Origin of the sequence: Prevotella sp. oral taxon 376, assembly GCF_003043945.1 — a bacterium.
Classification (GTDB): Bacteria; Bacteroidota; Bacteroidia; order Bacteroidales; family Bacteroidaceae; genus Prevotella.
The window spans coordinates 1,903,221-1,922,751 of sequence record NZ_PYXG01000001.1 but is presented as its reverse complement, the minus strand read 5'-3'; the positions used below and the strand labels follow the sequence as shown (position 1 = coordinate 1,922,751).

The window sequence follows — 19,531 nt, the reverse complement described above, 5'->3', positions numbered from 1 at the left end:
ATTCTACTACATTTGGCTACTACAAGTTTGAATGAGTGGACATGGCAAGATTTTCCTAATCTTGTAGACATAGATGGGATTCCCACCGTTTCTTCGCTTACTCACCTTTATATATTCTTCTTTCTTCAAGGCTTCGCCCATACGTTTGGCAACAAGTGGCTGGTGGGTATAAACACCCAAATAGGTGAGTATCTCCGTAGTGGTCATTAACAAATAGTTCTCGTCCTCCGTTGGCTTCTCAAAACAACGAAGCAAGAGTTCCATTTCCGCTGTCTGTACTTGAAAGTCCTCGCTCTCCCGATACAGTTCGGCTATCTCGTCATCGTCAAACCAATAGCGGAAGCCTGACCTTAACAGGGCTTTGGCTTCTGTATAGACTTTATCCATCGAAATAGCCTTTGCTCTTTCTATGTCAATGGAGAGTACCTCAAAAGGCAAAAAACGTCTGCTGCCTGTCGGGTCTGTCAGAAAGTCGTTGCCATTCACCGATGCAACGAAACTTGCCAAATGAGGATGTTCCTCCACATATTTATCATAGGGCATACGGTATTTGACCATCGGACAGGTAATGAGGTTCTTCAGCTCGTTTTCGTCCCGTTTGTTGAGGGCTTTAAGCTGGTCGTCAATGTTTACGATAAGATTCTGCCCGATATAGGTAAGTGTGTCCTTCTCCTGCGGATATATCTTGCCCGTATAACTGTAACCGTGCAATGCCGGTGGACAGAGCAAGTCAAGGAAGGTCGTCTTGAACTTACCCTGTTCGCCTGTCAGTACAAGGCAAGTGTGGTTGCGGCACTCACGGTCATCCATTGCGTTGGCTACCACTGCCACAAGCCATTTGGTGAGATACGGCAGCCACTTTTGGGAGTTACGCACGGCAACACAGCTTGCCAAATCGGGAATAGCTTTCAATGAAAAGGAAGAAGGAACAATACTACCATTGCAACCACCACAGCTATTATCATCGCCTATATCTATCATCGGCAATCCCTTGAAATACTCCTGTATGGGATTGATGCGTGGAGAAAAACTGCTCTCGATGATAGAGTAGAGATTATCGGAAGAAGTTATGATACCTTCATCGCTATCAAGCTCTCTACGAAGCGTGTTGATTTCATAACGACCGACTTTTACAAAACGATTATTACCCTTACTGCAATATTCGGTTCTGCCCAATACTGTGTTGTATCTGAACTCATAGTGTGTGGAGAGGTAGGTTTCTATCTCTGCGTTCTTGGATGAACTACCTCTTCGATGGGGATTTCTCCTGCTGCCTGTATTGCCTGCATCTGCGTTCTTTTTCATTATTTCCTTGAATTGGTTTCCAAGAGTGAAGTTAGGGTGAGAATGCGTAACTTCCAAGCATTCAGAGGCTTCTTGCATAATGTTGCGTCCGTCTGCTGCGAAATTCTTAGGGAAGCAAGCAGAAAAGAAGAGCATTTATGCCTCATTAAGCAAAAATCGGGAGGTAAGAAGAAAAGGTTGGCTGAAATATCAATGTCGTTGTTTGCTTTCAGATGCAGTCTTTTGCTTTGATTATCTTGGCCTCATTTGGGTAGTGATGAGAATATCAATCTGTCTCTTTTGTCCTAGTCGTAGCGCCACAAGCTGCCACTTGAATGAAAAGTGATGGAATAAGAAATGGGCTATCTTAATTTTGTAATGAAAGAAAAAAGACGGGGCAGGAAAACGCAAATGCAAACCGATGGAACGGATTGCCTTTTTCCTTATTGTTCCCGATACTTCCCTACTGTCCCCTGCTGCTTTGAGAGGCCTACATACGCCATTATCTTTGCCGATGGGAAAAGGGGAAAGCCAGAAACAACAAACAATAAAACAAGATAAGATTATGAACTATTACGTCATTACAGAAAGCAATTGGGCAAAGCTTCGAGATGAAATCTTGAGCCTTGCAGAATGTTGTCACAAAGCATTCGGAGAAAAGAGCAAACACACCGACTGGCTGCACAACGGAGATGTGTGCAGGCTGCTGAACATCAGTAAGCGCACCTTGCAGCATTACCGCGATACGGGCATACTGCCGTTTACGCAAATCGGGCACAAGTGCTATTACAAGCGTGAGGATGTGGAACAGCTGCTCCTTGCAAGAACAGACAAACCTAAAAACAACAGTATATGATGGAAATGGCAAAAGATTTGAACATGGAAAGCGACGAGATGCAGCTGGTTGTCTCGGCGCTAAGAGGTGTGGGGAAAAGAATTCTGGAAGTGGCAGAAACGCACAAGCCGCTCTTCGCCGGAGAACTTTTCCTTACGGGTAAGGAAGTGTGCGAGCGGCTGTATATCAGTCCCCGTACCTTGCAGGACTATCGGGATAGGAGGATTATCCCCTACACGCAGTTTGCTGGGAAAATCCTCTATAAGGCTTCGGATTTGGAAAAGATGTTGGAGGAGAATTATAAGTGAGGGGATTGATTTTATATAACTGAAAATCTTCATATTCTATTTCACAATATGTTGTTTGACTTATAAAATAAATTTAGATATTCAACACACATAAGTGTTTATTGCAAAATACTTATTTTTGGGTATTGCAGCGTTTTTATATCTTTGCTACTTTTGCAAAATAAACATTGCAGCTATGCGAATACACAATATTTATATAGTAAGAGCGCAAATAAGCTCGTTCAAAAAATCGCACCGTTCGATTACGAAACGGTGCGATTTTTTTATGAACAAAACAGAACTTGGTTCATTATTTAAAGTTTTCATCGGCGTATGCAGACACTGAAAGACGACATTCGGCAGCGTATCGTTGCCGTGGCGCGCGAGGAATTCATCGCTCACGACGCACGCAGCACGTCTATCCGCACGGTGGCGCGGCGTGCAGGCATTGCTGCGGGTAACGTGTACAACTACTTCCGCAGCAAGGACGAACTGTTCTGCGAAGTGCTCCATCCGCTCATCGACGCGCTCAATCGTTATCTCCTGTCGCACAACGAAGAACAGCACTTGAGCATTGAAGTATTCAGCGTGAGGAAGTTCCAGGATGAATACATCATGGCTATGAGGACGCTCGTGAAGAACTTCCGTCCCGAACTCCGGCTGCTGCTCTTCCATGCCGAGAGCACCTCCCTCGCCGGGTATAAGGAAAGGATTATCGAGCATCAGACGAGAATAGGCAAGGAATACTTACGACTGATGAAAGCGCGCTATCCGCACATCAACATCGACATATCGCCTTTCTTCCTGCACATTGCGAGTTCTATGTGGGTGAATATCTTCTGCGAGCTTGTGGAGCACGAAGACTACGACGAAAGCGAGGTGAACCGTGCGCTCGAGCAATATGTAGCTTATAGCATGGCAGGGTGGAGAGAGCTGATGAAACCGTAAGAACAATAACCTTTTAACATATATAGAAGAAGATGATAAGAATACTGAAACGCTTAGGACGTTACATGGGAGGGCGCAAGCCGTTGCTGCCCTGCTCGGTTGTGCTGTCGGCAGTGAACGGACTGCTGTCGCTCGTACCCTTTATTTTCCTGTGGTTGGTGGTGCGCACGCTGCTCACTGCCGACGGAAACCTTGCCGATACGCCCGTATGGGACTATGCCATTGCGGCGTTCGTGGTGTCGGTGGCGAATGTTCTGCTCTATTTCGCCGCCCTCATGCTCTCGCATCTTTCCGCTTTCCGCATCGAAACCAATATGCGGCGCACTGCCATGGAACGGCTGATGCGGGTTCCGTTGGGCTTTTTCGACACGCAGAACACGGGGCGTATGCGCAAGATAATAGACGAGGATTCGAGCCAGACCCACACTTTCGTGGCACATATACTGCCCGATGTGGCAGGCAGCGTGGTGGCTCCGATAGGCATCATAGTACTTCTGCTTGCCGTAGACTGGCAGTTGGGCATTGCCGCAATGATGCCGATAGTGTGCGCCTTCGGCATCATGGGCTACATGATGAACCCTAAGAACAACGATTTCCAGCGTATGTACCTCGACGCACAGGAGAAAATGAGTGCCGAAGCCGTGGAGTACGTGCGCGGAATACCCGTCGTGAAGGTCTTCCAACAGACGGTGTTCTCGTTCAAACGCTTTCACGACAGCATCATCAACTACCGCGACCTCGTCATCAGATACACCCTTCTGTGGCGCACGCCCATGTCTGCCTACACCATAGCCATCAATGCTTTCGCCTTTCTGCTTGTGCCTACGGGCATCATACTGATAGGGCATGGCGGCGAAACTGCCATCATCGTTTCCGATATGGTGCTGTATGTGCTCATCGCACCCATCATTGCAGCCAACGTAATGAAAGCCATGCACCTCAGTCAGAACCTCTTTTTGGCAAACGAAGCGGTAGACCGATTGGAGAAACTCACCGCCACGCCGCCGCTTTCAGAGAGTTCCAAGCCCGGGAAAGCGACAGCCTTCGACGTCAGTCTGCGCAATGTGTCGTTCCGATACGAAGCGACGGAACGCGATGCCGTAAGCCACATCGACCTCGACATACCGCAAGGCAAGACCGTTGCGCTGGTGGGAGCGTCTGGAAGCGGCAAGACAACCATCGCAAGACTTATTCCACGCTTCTGGGACGTGCGCGAAGGCAGCTTGAAAATAGGCGGTGTGGACGTTCGGCACATGGATAAGGCAATGCTGATGCGCAACGTGTCGTTCGTGTTTCAGAACACCCGACTGTTCAAGACCTCCATTTTGGAGAACATACGATACGGCAATCCCGATGCAACCATCGAGCAGGTGAACCGTGCCGTAGACCTTTCGCAGAGTCGGGAAATCATCGAGCGGCTGCCACAGGGGCTGAACACCGTGATAGGAGCGGAGGGAACATACCTCTCTGGCGGCGAACAGCAGCGCATAGTGCTTGCCCGTGCCATTCTGAAAGATGCGCCCATCGTGGTGCTCGACGAAGCTACAGCCTTTGCCGACCCCGAAAACGAGCACCTTATCAGGCAGGCATTTGCCCACCTGACTTGCGGAAAAACCGTGCTCATGATAGCCCACCGACTGACCACCGTGCAAGATGCCGACAACATTGTCGTGGTAGACAACGGCAGAATAGCCGAACAGGGCACCCACCAACAGCTCATGGAGCAAGCCACATTATATTATAAGATGTGGAACGAATACCAAAAGTCGGTGGCATGGAAACTATAAACCTAAACAGAAAGGACACAAGATTATGATAAAATATCTTCAACAACGGTTCGCCCTCACCGAAAAAGGAGCGAAAGACTTGCGGAAAGGCATCGCCTGCTCTACATTGATGAACCTCGCATTGATGCTGCCGCCCACCTATTTGTTCTTCTTCCTCATGGAATACATCGACGCCAAGCCCTCCACCGAGCCGCACACGCTGTGGTTCTATGTGCTTGTGGCAGTGCTCTTGGCAGTGTTTATGTTCTTCTTGGCTCGCTTTCAGTACGACAGCACCTACACCACCGTCTACAACGAGAGTGCGCAACGCCGCATCAGAGTGGCAGAAAAGCTGCGCCGACTGCCCCTCGCTTTCTTCGGCGAACGCAACCTTTCCGACCTCACCTCTACCGTGATGGAAGACTGCACGATGCTCGAGCAAACCTTCTCGCACGCTGTTCCCCAGCTGTTTGCGTCGGCTCTGAGCGTCGTCATCATCGCCGTGGGCATGTTCTCCTACAACTGGCACTTGGCTTTAGCCCTCTTTTGGGTTGTTCCGCTCGCCGTAACCACCCTGCTGTTGTCGCGCCGTCAGCTACACAAAGCCTTTGTTCAGCATTATAAAGTGAAGCGCGGCGTAACCGAACAGATACAGGAAGGGCTGGAATGTATGCAGGAAATAAGGTCGTATAGTGGCGAACAGGCATACTGCCGCAGCTTCGACAAGCGGCTGAAGGGCTACGAACGCGAGCTGGTGCGCGGCGAACTCGTGGCAGGAGTCTTCCTCAACCTCGCCGGAATGCTGCTCAAGCTCGGTATGCCCACCGTTATATTGGTGGGAGCGTGGCTGTTGCAGCAGGGTGAAGTGTCGGTATTCACCTACTTGGCTTATCTCTTGGCATCGGCAATGGTCTACAATCCCATTATCGAAGTGTGCAACTACCTTGCCCTTCTCTCTTTCCTCGACGTGCGCATCAACCGTATGAAGGAAATAGAAAACATGCCTACGCAGGAGGGAAATGCAGATGTACAACTCGAAAACTACGACATCGAGTTCCGCAACGTAAGTTTTGCCTACGAAACCGAGAAGCAAGTGCTGCACAATGTCTCGTTCACGGCACGCCAAGGCACCGTTACCGCCCTCGTGGGGCCGTCGGGTGGGGGCAAAAGCACTACGGCCAAGCTCGCCGCACGCTTTTGGGACATTGCCGACGGACAAATTCTTGTGGGTGGAAACGACATCTCGAAGATTGACCCCGAAACGCTGCTGAAACACTATTCTATTGTTTTTCAAGACGTATTGCTGTTCAATGCCTCTATTGCCGACAATATCCGCATCGGCAAGCGCAACGCCACCGACGAGGAAGTGCGCCACGTTGCCCGAATGGCGCAGTGCGACGACTTCATCAGCCGAATGCCGCAAGGCTACGATACCGTCATAGGCGAAAACGGCGAAACCCTTTCGGGTGGCGAACGGCAACGCATTTCCATTGCCCGCGCCCTGCTGAAGAATGCCCCAATAATACTTCTCGACGAAGCCACTGCAAGCCTTGATGCCGAGAACGAGACGAAAATACAAGCGGGTATTTCCGAACTGGTGCGCAACAAGACTGTCATCATCATAGCCCACCGTATGCGTACCGTACGCAATGCCGACCACATAGTGGTGCTTAGCGGCGGTACGGTCAGCGAACAGGGCACGCCCGATGAACTGTTGGCTCGTAACGGCGAGTTCGCAAGAATGCTTCAGTTGCAAAGAAAATAGAAATGCCGAGAGACTTTCCGAACCCAAGGACACCGTCCCGACAAACGATGAGAGCCTTTCACGTCTCTGGGAACACTTCCCGACAAACGACGGCAGGCTTTCCTGGGGTTCGGAACACGTCACGACAAATACCGAGAGGCTTGCAGAACCTCGGCAAACGCCAAGACATAACAAATGTTAAACGCGGAACCTCGGCAAACACCAAGGCGTAACAGATGTTAAATACAGAGACTCGGCAAACGTCAAGGCATAACAGATGTTAAATACGGAGACTCGGCAAACGCCACGGCAAATGACGGGACGAAAAAACAAGAAACATTTTTAATCCTTTAATCAAAAAAAAAAATTATTATGGAAAACGAAAGTAAGACCGCGAGCACGACTCGATGCATCGCTATAATTTGTTTAACGTACACCAATAAAATATTATGAAAATTGAGAAAATAAATAATGGCTTTCAACGATTGGCGGTATGGATACTACGTCATCGCCTTGTTGTCTTAGGAGTATTTGCCGTACTCATTGGCTTTTCGTTCGTTGGCACGAAGAGGATAGTAATGAGAACCTCTTTCGAGGAATATTTCGTAAGCAATGACCCGATGTTGCTTAAAACCAATGAATTTAAATCAATCTTCGGCAATGACTACTATGTGGCAGTGCTTGTCAAAAACAAAGACATATTCTCACAGCATAGCCTGCAACTGATTCGCGAATTGAGCAATGAACTGAAAGACAGTCTGTCGTATGCCGATAAGGTGACCTCCATTACCGACCTTGAGTTTACGGTAGGAACGGAGGATGGCATGACTATCGAGCAGATTGTACCGGAAGAGATTCCTTCTGACGTGCACTCCTTGAACAAAATCAAAGAGAAAGCATACTGCAAACCTTACCTTGCAAGAAAGATGGTATCAAAAGACGGAACCATGACATGGATAATGGTGAAGTTGCGCCCATTCCCGGAGGACAGCGTGTGGAAAAAGACAAGCGACATAGGACCTGATATGCTGACAGGCAAAGAGACGGGGCAAATAATCAGCAAGGAGAAATACAAGGATATATCACCTAATGCTGCAGGCATGCCTTATTTGAGTTATGAGAAATTCATATTCCTTACAAAAGAGATGAGCCGTTTATTCTTATTTGCATTCATCGTCTCCATTGTGGTCATGCTCATTGTCACACGTTCTTTGCGAGGTATAATATCGCCGTTGGTGACTTCTGTATTAGCTCTGATAATAGGATTCGGCATCATAGGCTGGACAGGATTGTATATCGACATGAGCACAGCCATGATTGCAGTGATTCTGACTTTTGCCTGTTCTATCGCTTACAACATCCATCTCTACAATTTCTTTAAAACCCGGTTTGTGGAAACAGGAAAGCGTAAGATTTCCGTTACAGAGGCTATGGGTGAGACCGGCTGGGGCGTCTTACTGTCGGGATTGACAACAATTGCTGCCCTGATGACGTTCCTGTCAATGGAGATTGTTCCGATGAAAGCCATAGGTATCAATACTTCTTTGTGTCTTTTATCTGTACTCGTCACCTGTCTGTTTGTCACCCCCGTTGTGCTTTCGTTAGGCAAGGACGGCACTCCGTCAGCCAATATGTCGAAAAGCTTTGAAGGATATATAGGCAATCGTTTTGAGCAATTCGGAAATTTCGTCATGAGAAAACACCGAGCCATTATAATCTCCTCGGTTTTGTTCTCCGCATTTTGCGGTATAGGTCTTTTCTATATAGAACCTGCGTTCGACATAGAGAAAACCATGGGCACGAAGATTCCCTATGTCAAGCGGTTTATGGATCTCTGCAATACAGAACTTGGGACTATGTACGCCTATGACCTTATGATAACTCTGCCCCATGAGAATGATGCAAAGAAACCGGAGAACCTAAAAAAACTCGACTATCTGGCAAACATCGCAGACGGTTATCGATTGACAAAACGACATAGCTCCATTACCGACATTGTGAAAGACATGAACTGCACATTAAACGGAAATGCTCCGGAAGAATACAAGATTCCTGATAATGCAGACATGGTGGCACAGCTACTGCTGCTGTATGAGAACGCAGGTGGAACGGAGTCGGAATATTGGATGGATTATGACTATCAACGGCTGAGACTGCAAATAGAAATGAAGTATTATAATTCAAACCAGGTAGAACAGGAAATGGAGGCAATACAAGCGGAAGCTCGTAAGCTCTTCCCCGGTGCACATGTTTCTGTCGTTGGCAATCTGCCTCAATTCACCGTCATGCAGCAATATGTTGAACGTGGGCAAATGTGGTCTATGCTGTTGTCAGTCCTTGTCATTGGAGTCATCCTTGTCCTCATTTTCGGCAATTGGAAAGTGGGCATTGTGGGCATGATTCCAAATATAGCTCCAGCCATTATCGTAGGAGGTATGATGGGATGGTTTGATTATCCGCTTGACATGATGACAGCTTCGCTCATCCCTATGATTTTGGGTATTGCCGTAGATGACACCATTCACTTTATTAATCATAGTCATGTGGCTTACGATCGTTATGGTGATTATCAAAAAGCAATCAACAAGACATTCAGGACTGAAGGACTGGCTATTGTGATGTCAACAGCGATTATCTCGGCGACATTTGCCGGATTTATCTTTTCAGACGCCATACAAATCCGCAATTGGGGCATCTTGGCAGTGGCAGGTATGGTGTCGGCACTGCTGGCAGACCTCTTCCTCACTCCAATACTGTTCAAGTATCTCCGTGTATTCGGGAATGATAAGCGAACTTCCTCGGAAGCGGTAAATGAACTTCCCAAGGAACGACAAAGGAACTTCCTTAGTAATAACAAAACACCATAAAATATAACGATATGAAAACAAAACATTTCACATTGCTGCTCATCTCCATACTGGCGGTGTGCGGCGCGCAGGCAGCAGGGCTGTCGGGCAGAGACATCATGCAGAAAGTAAGAAACCGCGCAGACGGCGACACACGTTATGCCACCATCGAAATGACGCTCATTCAGAAGAGCGGGCATAAGCGTGTGAGGAAACTCGAATCGTGGGCAATGGACATAGGCAATGATACGAAGAAAATCATGTTCTTCACCTATCCCGGCGACGTAAAGGGTACGGGATTCCTCACTTGGGACTACGACAATACCGCCAAGACGGACGACAAGTGGCTCTATCTTCCGGCAATGAAAAAGACGAGGCGCATCAGCGGGAAGTCGTCGAAAACCGATTACTTTATGGGCAGCGACTTTACCTACAACGATATGAGCGCCCGCAGCGTGGACGAAGAGAAGCATACGCTTCTGCGCGAAGAAATGTTGGGCGGTCAAAAATGTTGGGTGGTAGAGTCGGTACCCAACGACAAGGATGAGATTTACACACGCCGCGTCACCTGGGTTCGGCAGGACTGCCTGATGGCGGTAAAGGCGGAATACTACGATAAGCTGAACAAGCTGCACCGTAGGCTCACGATTTCCAACATAAATAAAGTGCAGGGCTTCTGGACGATGCACCTTATGCAGATGGAGAATGTACAGACGGGACACAAAACCATTATCCGTATGGACAATCAGAAGTTCAACATAAAGCTATCGCCTAACCTTTTCACTGTTTCCCAACTGGAGAAAGGACTCTGATATGAAACTATTTATGCTCTTGCTTGTGCCGATACTCTCGGTGCAGGCAGCGGCCCAAATCGATAATACATTGCCGGCCGATAGCGACACCATCGGTTCGGAATGCACTCCACAGGAAACGGTCGAAGCATCGGACGATAATGCCTTGCAGGTGCAGGTGAAAGGTTTTCTTGACACCTACCATGCCGTCAGGACGGAGGGACGTGCCGACTGGATGGCTTCGCGGACTCGGGCGCGGGGAGAACTCAAACTCGAGAAAGGGGCGGCTTCGCTCTTCCTATCTCTGAACGCCACCTACAACGGAATATTGAAAGAACGCACAGGACTGGAATTGCGCGAGGCTTATCTCTCTTATGCAAAGGGCAACTTCGACCTGCGCGTGGGGCGGCAGATTGTCGTATGGGGCGTGGCGGATGCACTGCGCGTTACCGATTGCGTGTCGCCGTTTGACTATACAGAGTTTCTCGCACAAGACTACGACGACATTCGCATGCCCGTCAACGGGCTGCGTGCAAAATACACAAGAGGTTCGGTCACCCTTGAAGCCGTGTGCAATCCTGTGGCAGACTTCTTCGTGTTGTCGACAGACGAGCGCAATCCGTGGGCGATACGCCTGCCGTCTGCACCACAGCCTTACACCACCGACTTGGAAAGCGGCAAGCCGGAGAAGAAAATCAAGAATATGGAGTTTGGCGGACGGGCAAGCGTCAATCTCAGCGGAATAGACTTCTCCGTGAGTGCCTTGCGGACGTGGAACAAGCAGCCCGCCCTTTGCCCTGCCCTGTCGGGCGATGGAAGGACGCTCCACATCAACGGACAGTACCGCCGTATGACGATGTTGGGTGCCGACTGCTCATTGCCCGTCGGTCAGTTTGTCCTCCGCGCCGAAGTCGCCGAGTACATAGGCGAGGCACAAGGAAGTGGTTTGGGGCAGAATGCCGTGCGGCGCAACACCCTCAACGCCCTTGCAGGGGTAGACTGGTATCCGGGTAACGACTGGAACATCAGCGTGCAGTATTGCCATAAATACACATCGGGCAATCTCGCAGCGCTCTCCGTCTATCGCAATGCCGGACTTGCCACAGCAAGACTCTCAAAGGAACTGCTGCACAACACGCTGAAACTCTCCACCTTTGCCTACATCGACGTGGCAAGCGGCGGCATCTTCAACCGCCTTTCCGCCTCCTATTCTCTCAATGACGATATAGAACTAACCGTCGGCTACGACTATTTCCATGCCAACAAAGGCAAGTTTGCCATGTATGGTAAGAACTCCGAAGCGTGGGTGAAGATGAAGTACAGTTTCTGACTCCATTTTAATACATGAAATGACTATACTCAAAATAAAAATAACATGTGAAGGTACGTAAAGAAGAAAAGTAGAATGTAGTCATAGGGTTGTAATGCTTGTTTTTCTCTAACTACATTCTAACTTTCTTTCTATCACAATTTTATATCTTTTGTAGTTATGTCGTAGGTTGATATCGGTGAAAGAGAAAAGTGTATCAATTGATACTGCCACGTCCATATAGGAATATCTGTTCTACCATAGGTGTAGGATGCTTTATCTCTTGACAGATGTATTTCCTGAACAAGTGGGCTTCCGTACTGTCCAATTGATAAGACAAAGCGATGATGATTGAAAGCGGATAAAGCGGCGCATAGCCTCTTAGTTGTCCGTTTACGAAAACTTCTTCCTCACCAGCGTCCTTTTCTTCGGGATGCAGGAAAGAGACTTTTATTAGTAGCTGCAGACGATAATTGAGCTTCCTCCATGTTACACCGAAGAAATCTACAAGTTCAGTCTCCGTCATGGCTATATCGCCATTTCCTTTGCGGACAATTTGCAATTTATCGCCCCATTCGAAATAACTGCGGTCTCTTTTTGCTTGATGGTGATTGACGTTCATATCGCTTCCTTCTTTGCTTTCTCCTTTTGATATTTCCTAATCAGTCTGTCCATATCCTCCGAAATCTTATTATCGGTTACCTGCGCATAGATTTGTGTGCTGGCGATAGATGCGTGTCCCATCATCTTGGCAATGCTCTCTATGGGAATGCCGGCACTCAAACTCATCGTGCCGAACGTATGCCTTGCCATGTGGTAGGACAGCCGCTCTCTGATGCCGCAAGCTCTTCCTACGATGCTTAGCTTGGCTGCAATCACACTTCGGCTGCAATCACGGGGAAAGACAAGGCTGTCTGTCCTTGTTTCAGTTTCACCTTTTTCTTTCACCGATTGCATTCCTCCATTTCTTTCCTGTTCAGCCTTGCAATGTTCGATGATGACTTCGGCTATCGGATGCAAAGGCACGACAAACTCCACCTTTGTCTTCTGCCGTTCCTTACGGATGTACTTCTGTCCGCCCGCTGCCGTTTGGATATGTCCATATTGCAGATGCTCCATGTCGGCAACAGCCAAGCAGGTAAAGCAAGCGAAGACAAACATCAGCCTTGCCTGTTCAGCCTCCTTGTCGTTTACTTTCAAAGCCATGAGTTTGGCCACATCGTTCTTTTGCAGAAAGCGTATCTTCTGTTCCGTTTTCTCGTACTTGGTATTCTCAAAGGGATTGCAACGAATGAGCCTTTGGCTGACCGCACGATACATCAACCTGCTTAGCCAGCAAAGATAGCGGTTGATAGTTGCAGCTGCCAACCCTTGCTTTTTAAGATAAAAGCGGTATTCTTCAAACAAATCTTCCGTAATGGTGGTTACAGGTATATCCTTTACACCTTTATCCTTGACAAACTCGCATAACAGCTTGTCGGAATAGCAAAGATTCTGGTACGTACTTTCTGCTTTTGACTTTCCCACGCACTCTTTGACGGATTGCAGTTCAGCCTTGCTCATGGCAAGCAGCGTTGTCGGATGAGTGGCAATACCTTGCAAGCGGTTCTTGATTAGCTCCACGCTGACCATTCCGTCCCTCGTCAGTAAATCCCGATAAGTCTTTTCTACAAGTTCTTTGAACTCTGCAAGCCTTTTGTTTATTCTTTTGTCGGTAGTCTGTCCTTGTTTGGCGTTCCACTCTGTCGGCAGGCATTCCTCTCCTGTGGTTATGGCGGAATTCTTCCCATCTATGGTAATACGGCAGAGAATGGCTGTCTTACCATCAGTCTTTGTTTTCTGTCTGTTGATGTAAAACAGTATCTTAAATGTACTCCTCATAATGGCTGTCTTTATATGGTTAAACGTAAATCTTCGGTGAAAGAAAGGAAACGGTCAAATTCCTCAAAGAGTTTTTGCGGTGTTACCTTTGCATAGCGTTCGGTCATACATACGTTCGTATGTCCGAGCATCTTGCTCACCGTTTCAATCGGTACGCCCTGTTCCAAGGTGATAAGCGTGGCAAAGGTGTGCCTTGCTGTATGCGTGGTAAAGGGAAAAGAAATACCTGTCCGCAGTCGTAAGGCTTTCAGGCAAGACTGATAAGCGGGATATTTAATGAATGGGAGCAATGTTACCCTTTCATCGCTGTGCATTTTCTCGATTAGTCGGATGGCTTCGGGCAATAATTTGATGCGACAAAGCACACCCGTCTTCTGTCGGTTGAACTTTAACCAAAGGCTACCATTATCATCACGAACAAGATGCTTCTTACCAAGCATCATCAAATCACAATAGGCTGCACCGGTATAACAGGCGAAGAGAAACACATCACGAGTAGTTTCCATTTCCTCTTCCAATTCATCAAAGCGGAGTGCTTTGAGTTTGTCCAATGCTTCCTTGTCAAGTGCCTTGGGTGTTTTCTTGTCTCCCCGTTCTATATGGACATTATCAAACAGAAGCGTATCAGCCAGCCCCTCACGATAAGCTAGCCTACAGACAGTCTTCAAATCTGCTGCCACTCTGAAGAATGTGCTTTGCTGATAACCGAGTTCACCGAGACAGAATGTCTGCAGTTCGTAGATGAAGTTTTCTGTCAGCTGCGAGAATGCCAAGTCCGAAACATTATATTTCTTTTGAATGAACTCCTGCAATCGTTTTCGGGTGAGACGATAGGCAGACATAGATGCTCTCTTCATATCTATACCGATGTGGCTTTCTTTCTCCTTGATAAGCATATCCAGCCTTTCGATGAACATACACCGCGCCTGTACGCTGCCTTGAAACTGCTCTTTTACTTCGGTTGCGTCAAATAGGCAACCTTTGGCAATCAATGATTGATAAGCCGATTGAATGGAGAGTAGCAAATTCTCCAACTTCCCGTTAATCTCCACCGCATCGCAGCTCTTACCATCCATCCTGCTCTCACGGGGATTCCACAAATCGGGATTACAAGATAGTTTACAACTAAATTGGGCAATGGAACGCCCAATGGTTATTCGTCCCATAATCGGAGCCTTGCCCGACTTGTCCAAACTGCTTTTTTTAAGGTAGAGCAACACCTTCATCTTTTCTGTTTTCATACGCTTTAATATTTGTGGGCAAAATTACCCGAATTAAAGCGTTCCTCACATACGCAGAAAACTGCCGGCCAAAGCAACAGCCACACGGGCGAAAATAATTCAGTTACCGAATACTGCACCATCGTTACCTACATCAAAACAAGGTAACACTCTGGTAACTGAACTTCTGCCTAAATCTGCATATTTCTGCCCTTTACAAATAGAGCAGTATTATGCAAATCAGAGCATTTCCTCCTCATTATCAGTTAGTTTACATCAATATCGATATTTCTCCATTTTCAGTGATTAGTTACACGCAACTTGTAAACTGATTACACACGGCTTGTAATGCGATTACACGCCGTTTGTAACATCGTTACACGCTGCTTGTAATCCTTCGAAACGCCATGCCCCATCCCGAGGCGAGTAACCGATGGCAGACCTCCCAACAAACTAATACTTACTTGCCACAACCTCGCGGAATGCCTGCTGGCTGTCTTTTATCTTTTGGGCAACCGTGGCGAATACGGCATCCACCGTCTGATAGACCGACTCGCGAATGTTCGTAGCCGTTGCCGCGGCGATACGGTTCACGATTGGAGCCAGCTTGCGCGAGTCGTTGTTCCTGTTGGCCTGACTCTCTGTCAGCAACGGTTTCCCCCGAAGCAACGACACACCCGTCCCCTGAACGACCAGGGCGGAGGGCGTGATGCCGATGTGGAGCCAGTCAACCCTGCCTTGCAAGGACACCAACTGCATCAAATCATCTGTCGGACAATCAACGGGCATGCGCTTGATGACATATCCGAAAGGTGGAACCTGATAGTTTCCCGAGGCGGCATAATAGCCAGCTATCCTGTTAATATATCTCTTTCGTGCCACATTTGCACGACTTACGAATCGGGAAATATGAGGACTGAGAAATGCCTTGATATCCTTTACCAGGATGTTTGCCTCACAATGACCCCCATACAGATTCTCCACATCCTCCCTCCCGTCAGGAAGAAATCCGCCCATCAATCCCTTGAAAGCCCCTTCGATGCTCTTCCCTATCATATTGTCCATTAGCTGTTTACAACGCGTCTTGAGCATTTCCAGCGAATCCAACTCTGCCTCGCAATGCCTCTGCGCCTCGGCCAGAATCTGCGGCAGCAGTTCCTCACGCCGCGCCAGATACATGGCATTGACCGAATCCCGCAAATCTGTATTCCAGAAAACACGGCGCAAGGAGCGCAGCTGGCCATAGCTCATCGTATCCTGACAAGCCATATACCGGCGCATGATCAACGGGCGAAGCTCGTTGCGCTGACTTTCGTGCGCCAGATAGTAGGCAGCGGACTGGGCAACCGTCCAACGCGCGACGGAATCGGCCAGTCCTTCTTCGGCACTGGCACCCCACGAAAACAGCAGGAATACTGTCAACAACATTGTTTTTTGCATCTGTCTGAACATTTAAACCACAAGCCACGATTTGTCTTTATACCAGACAAAGATACGAAAAATATCAGAAACGGCAAAAGACGCGACAGCTATTTGGAAATATAAAAATCATAAACACTTCGAAAAAATGTCCGGTTTCTTCGATGTTTCCGACTGAAATGACTATCTTTGCCATGAGTAATATTCTAAAGACCCGAAACCATATGAAAAAATATCTATTCCTCTTGATAATCATGATGGCTGTCAGCCCATCAATCGCCCAGCAGTCTCTGTTCGGTCCGAAGGAGTCCGTGGTCTCCCCGCAAGTACATGCAGACAAGAGCGTAACTTTCCGCCTCTTCGCCCCGCTGGCAAAGGAAGTCCAGATAACAGGCGATTGCGTGCCTGCACAGACACTCAACGGGCAGGAAGTCCAGGGCTCGGTCAAGATGCGGAAAGACTCCCTCGGCGTGTGGAGCTACACCACGCCCGCCCTTGATCCGGAGCTGTATTTCTATTGGTTCCTGGTCGACGGCGTCAGGGTGAACGACCCGCAGAACATCTTCAAGATACGGGATGTAAACACCAATATGGACATCTTCCTCATCGGAGACGCGGAAACGAATCCCTACATCGTGGGCAATGTCAGGCACGGAACGGTGAGCAAGGTGTGGTATCAGCAGGCCGGGGCCCAGCGAAGGATGACCGTCTACACCCCTGCCGGCTATGAAGACAGCAAGCAGAAATATCCCGTGCTCTATCTGCTTCACGGCATGGGGGGCGACGAGGAGGCCTGGCCGATGCTCGGGAGGGCGACACAGATTCTCGACAACCTCATCGCCCAGGGAAAGGCCAAGCCCATGCTGGTGGTAATGCCCAATGGAAACATCTCGCAGGAGGCGGCTCCCGGCGAAAAGGCCGGGCTGCCGGAGCAGCCCAACTTCAACCTTCCGCGAACCATGGAAGGCAGCTATGAGAGCTCGTTTGGCGACATCATCCGGTTTGTGGAGAGCCATTATCGGGTAAAGGCTGACAAGAAACATCGTGCCGTAGCGGGGCTCTCCATGGGAGGTTTCCATTCTTTCTGGCTCTCGGCAAACCACCCCGACTGGTTCAACTATGTAGGTCTTTTCTCCGCGGCAATCAGGAATCCGAAGGCAGACTCGCCTGTCTACCAAGATATGGACGGCAAGTTGAAGGCCCTCTTCGCCCAGAAGCCGTCGCTCTATTATATCGCCATCGGCAACAAGGACTTCCTCTACAAAGCCAACAAGGACCTGCGGGCAAAACTCGATGCCCACCGCTATCCATATTACTACCGTGAAACCGGCGGTGGACACATCTGGCGGAACTGGAGAATCTATCTAAAAGAATTTACTTCCATGATATTCAAGGATTAAAAACATGAAACATAAAGTCGAGATTGAAACTTGGGAACGCCGCGACAACTGGCGTTTCATGAGCGATTTCACCAATAGCTGGTATAGCATTACATCCGAATTGGACTGCACGAAAGCCTTTGAAGAGGCAAAGGCGAACCATACCTCGTTTTTCATGAAATATCTCTATGCCTTGCTCCGGGCTGCCAACGAGGTGAAAGAATTCGGCTATCGGCCAGACGGAGAAGGTGTAGCGTGGTTCGACGAGATTGGAGCGACAGTTCCTTTAGCCGTTCCCGGCAAGACTTTCTATACCGCGCTTATCCCCTATATAGAGGATTATGCCACTTTCTATGATAAAGTAAAGGAGATAAGCAGCAACATTCCCGAGGACGGCGATCCCTATGGGGTGAACAAAAAACTTATAGAAACGGGAGAAACCGGCGTCATCAACATCTCCGCGACACCAGAGCTCTATTTCACAAGCATCACCTATACTTTCCATAAACCTGGCCTCGGCAGCGACTGGCCGCTGCTGAATGTGGGCAAGGTGGTCGGGCGCGAGGGACGCCGGGTGATGCCGATAGGAATCTATGTAGACCATTGTTTCGTGGACGGAGGCCACCTCAGCGACTATCTTGAAAGGGCGCAACGCTATCTGAACTTATAGCATAGAGCCTCCGCGGCCCACTCTTCGCCGGAAATTCTTCCACATTTTAAAGAAATAAACACCTCATGAAACGAATCGCACTCACCCTATTACTCGGTCTCGCAGCCATTGGAACATGGGCCGGCGATGAAATCCGACTCCTCGTAGGCACCTATACCGACAGCGGAAGCAGGGGCATCTATAGCCTTTCCTTTGATCAAGAGAATGGCAGAGCCTCCTTTCTCGACTCACTCGAAATCAAGAATCCCTCTTACCTGAACCTGTCGAAAGACGGCCGCTACATCTATGCGGTGAGCGAAAACAACGATACGACCGCGGCCCTGAACGCCATCCGCTTCAAGTCCAAGACGGGCAAGATGAAGCTCTTGAACACCGCCCTAACCCACGGTGAAGACCCATGTTATGCCGAGACCAATGGACGAATCGCCCTTACTGCCAACTATACCGGAGGCAGCATGAGCGTTTTTCCCATCGGGAAAGATGGAAAACTTGGCGACACAAAGGCCGTTCACAAAGGAAATCTTGGTGGCGAGCGGCCTCAGCAGCGCACCGCACACATCCATATGGCACGATTCTTGAGCGACGGACACATCCTCGCCACCGACTTCAGCGCAGACCAACTGCTCCTCTTTAGAGCCAATGGGGAAGAAGTAAGCCATGAAGGGGTGGCCGGGAGGCTGGAAAAGAACTCCGGTCCACGGCATATAGAACTCTCAAAAGACGAGAAGACGGTCTATGTAATGAGTGAACTCTCGGGCACGGTAACGGTGTTTTCCAACGAGCATGGCACGCTGAGACGGCTCCAGACCATAGCTTCCGACTCCGTAAACGGTAGGGGCGGTGCCGACATACACCTCTCTCCAGACGGCAAATTCCTCTATTCGAGCAACCGACTGAAGGCTGATGGCATCTCTATCTTTAAGGTTAATCCGGCAAATGGCTTGCTTACTAAGGTCGGCTATCAGCTCACGGGCATCCACCCACGCAACTTCTGCATTACTCCGAATGGCAAATACCTCTTGTGCGCGTGCCGTGACAGCAATGTGATAGAGGTCTACAGCATCGATTCAGAGAGCGGCTCGCTCACCAATACCCGGCAGGACATCCTACTGAAGAAGCCCGTCTGCGTGAAGATTGCCAAATGACGCCCCG

Annotated in this window: 16 protein-coding genes; 11 read left to right on the top strand and 5 right to left on the bottom strand. The window is 48.8% G+C overall.

Going from position 1 to position 19,531, the window contains the following annotated elements; translation table 11 throughout:
- Positions 1–6: 6 nt before the first annotated feature.
- Positions 7–1,440 carry a VapE domain-containing protein gene (locus tag C7120_RS08425; RefSeq protein WP_107621163.1) on the bottom strand — a complete coding sequence of 478 codons (1,434 nt, stop codon included), beginning with the start codon at positions 1,438–1,440 and terminating at the stop codon, positions 7–9.
- A gap of 409 nt (positions 1,441–1,849) precedes the next feature.
- Here C7120_RS08425 and C7120_RS08415 point away from each other — a divergent pair, with 409 nt between their 5' ends.
- The 8 genes from C7120_RS08415 to C7120_RS08375 all read left to right on the top strand — a co-directional run bounded on the left by C7120_RS08415 (position 1,850) and on the right by C7120_RS08375 (position 11,831).
- A complete protein-coding gene (locus C7120_RS08415) occupies positions 1,850–2,140 on the top strand; it encodes a helix-turn-helix domain-containing protein (protein WP_009348147.1) in 291 nt (96 codons plus the stop codon).
- On the top strand, positions 2,137–2,427 hold the full coding sequence (locus tag C7120_RS08410; protein WP_014709758.1) for a helix-turn-helix domain-containing protein: 291 nt from the start codon (positions 2,137–2,139) through the stop codon (positions 2,425–2,427). Before C7120_RS08415 ends, C7120_RS08410 begins: the two co-directional genes overlap by 4 nt.
- Before the next feature lie 312 nt (positions 2,428–2,739).
- Positions 2,740–3,354 carry a TetR/AcrR family transcriptional regulator gene (locus C7120_RS08400; protein ID WP_107621160.1) on the top strand — a complete coding sequence of 205 codons (615 nt, stop codon included), beginning with the start codon at positions 2,740–2,742 and terminating at the stop codon, positions 3,352–3,354.
- Between the two features lie 32 nt (positions 3,355–3,386).
- Positions 3,387–5,141: an ABC transporter ATP-binding protein gene (locus C7120_RS08395; RefSeq protein ID WP_107621159.1), complete on the top strand. Its 1,755-nt coding sequence runs from the start codon at positions 3,387–3,389 to the stop codon at positions 5,139–5,141.
- Positions 5,142–5,166: 25 nt separating this feature from the next.
- Positions 5,167–6,885: an ABC transporter ATP-binding protein gene (locus tag C7120_RS08390; RefSeq protein ID WP_107621158.1), complete on the top strand. Its 1,719-nt coding sequence runs from the start codon at positions 5,167–5,169 to the stop codon at positions 6,883–6,885.
- Positions 6,886–7,313: 428 nt separating this feature from the next.
- Positions 7,314–9,731, top strand: a complete 2,418-nt coding sequence (locus C7120_RS08385; protein WP_107621157.1) for an RND family transporter — start codon at positions 7,314–7,316, stop codon at positions 9,729–9,731.
- 11 nt (positions 9,732–9,742) lie between these two features.
- Positions 9,743–10,522 carry an outer membrane lipoprotein-sorting protein gene (locus C7120_RS08380; RefSeq protein WP_004367589.1) on the top strand — a complete coding sequence of 260 codons (780 nt, stop codon included), beginning with the start codon at positions 9,743–9,745 and terminating at the stop codon, positions 10,520–10,522.
- 1 nt (position 10,523) lies between these two features.
- Positions 10,524–11,831, top strand: coding sequence for a DUF1302 family protein (locus C7120_RS08375; RefSeq protein ID WP_107621156.1), 1,308 nt, complete (start codon positions 10,524–10,526; stop codon positions 11,829–11,831).
- 196 nt (positions 11,832–12,027) lie between these two features.
- Here the strand turns inward: C7120_RS08375 and C7120_RS08370 are convergent, their stop codons facing one another.
- From C7120_RS08370 to C7120_RS08355, 4 genes are all read right to left on the bottom strand, one after another.
- Positions 12,028–12,432, bottom strand: a complete 405-nt coding sequence (locus tag C7120_RS08370; protein ID WP_107621155.1) for a hypothetical protein — start codon at positions 12,430–12,432, stop codon at positions 12,028–12,030.
- Positions 12,429–13,691, bottom strand: a complete 1,263-nt coding sequence (locus tag C7120_RS08365) for a site-specific integrase (protein ID WP_107621154.1) — start codon at positions 13,689–13,691, stop codon at positions 12,429–12,431. Before C7120_RS08365 ends, C7120_RS08370 begins: the two co-directional genes overlap by 4 nt.
- Before the next feature lie 11 nt (positions 13,692–13,702).
- Positions 13,703–14,932 (bottom strand): site-specific integrase, encoded by a 1,230-nt coding sequence (locus C7120_RS08360; RefSeq protein ID WP_107621153.1) that lies wholly within the window; start codon positions 14,930–14,932, stop codon positions 13,703–13,705.
- A gap of 432 nt (positions 14,933–15,364) precedes the next feature.
- A complete protein-coding gene (locus C7120_RS08355) occupies positions 15,365–16,339 on the bottom strand; it encodes a hypothetical protein (protein ID WP_233247048.1) in 975 nt (324 codons plus the stop codon).
- Positions 16,340–16,554: 215 nt separating this feature from the next.
- Here C7120_RS08355 and C7120_RS08350 point away from each other — a divergent pair, with 215 nt between their 5' ends.
- The 3 genes from C7120_RS08350 (at position 16,555) to C7120_RS08340 (ending at position 19,524) form a co-directional block, all read left to right on the top strand.
- Positions 16,555–17,730: an esterase gene (locus C7120_RS08350; protein ID WP_107621151.1), complete on the top strand. Its 1,176-nt coding sequence runs from the start codon at positions 16,555–16,557 to the stop codon at positions 17,728–17,730.
- 4 nt (positions 17,731–17,734) lie between these two features.
- Positions 17,735–18,379, top strand: coding sequence for a CatA-like O-acetyltransferase (locus C7120_RS08345; RefSeq protein ID WP_107621150.1), 645 nt, complete (start codon positions 17,735–17,737; stop codon positions 18,377–18,379).
- A 65-nt stretch (positions 18,380–18,444) separates the two neighbouring features.
- Positions 18,445–19,524: a lactonase family protein gene (locus C7120_RS08340; protein WP_107621149.1), complete on the top strand. Its 1,080-nt coding sequence runs from the start codon at positions 18,445–18,447 to the stop codon at positions 19,522–19,524.
- The last annotated feature ends 7 nt before the right edge of the window (positions 19,525–19,531 follow it).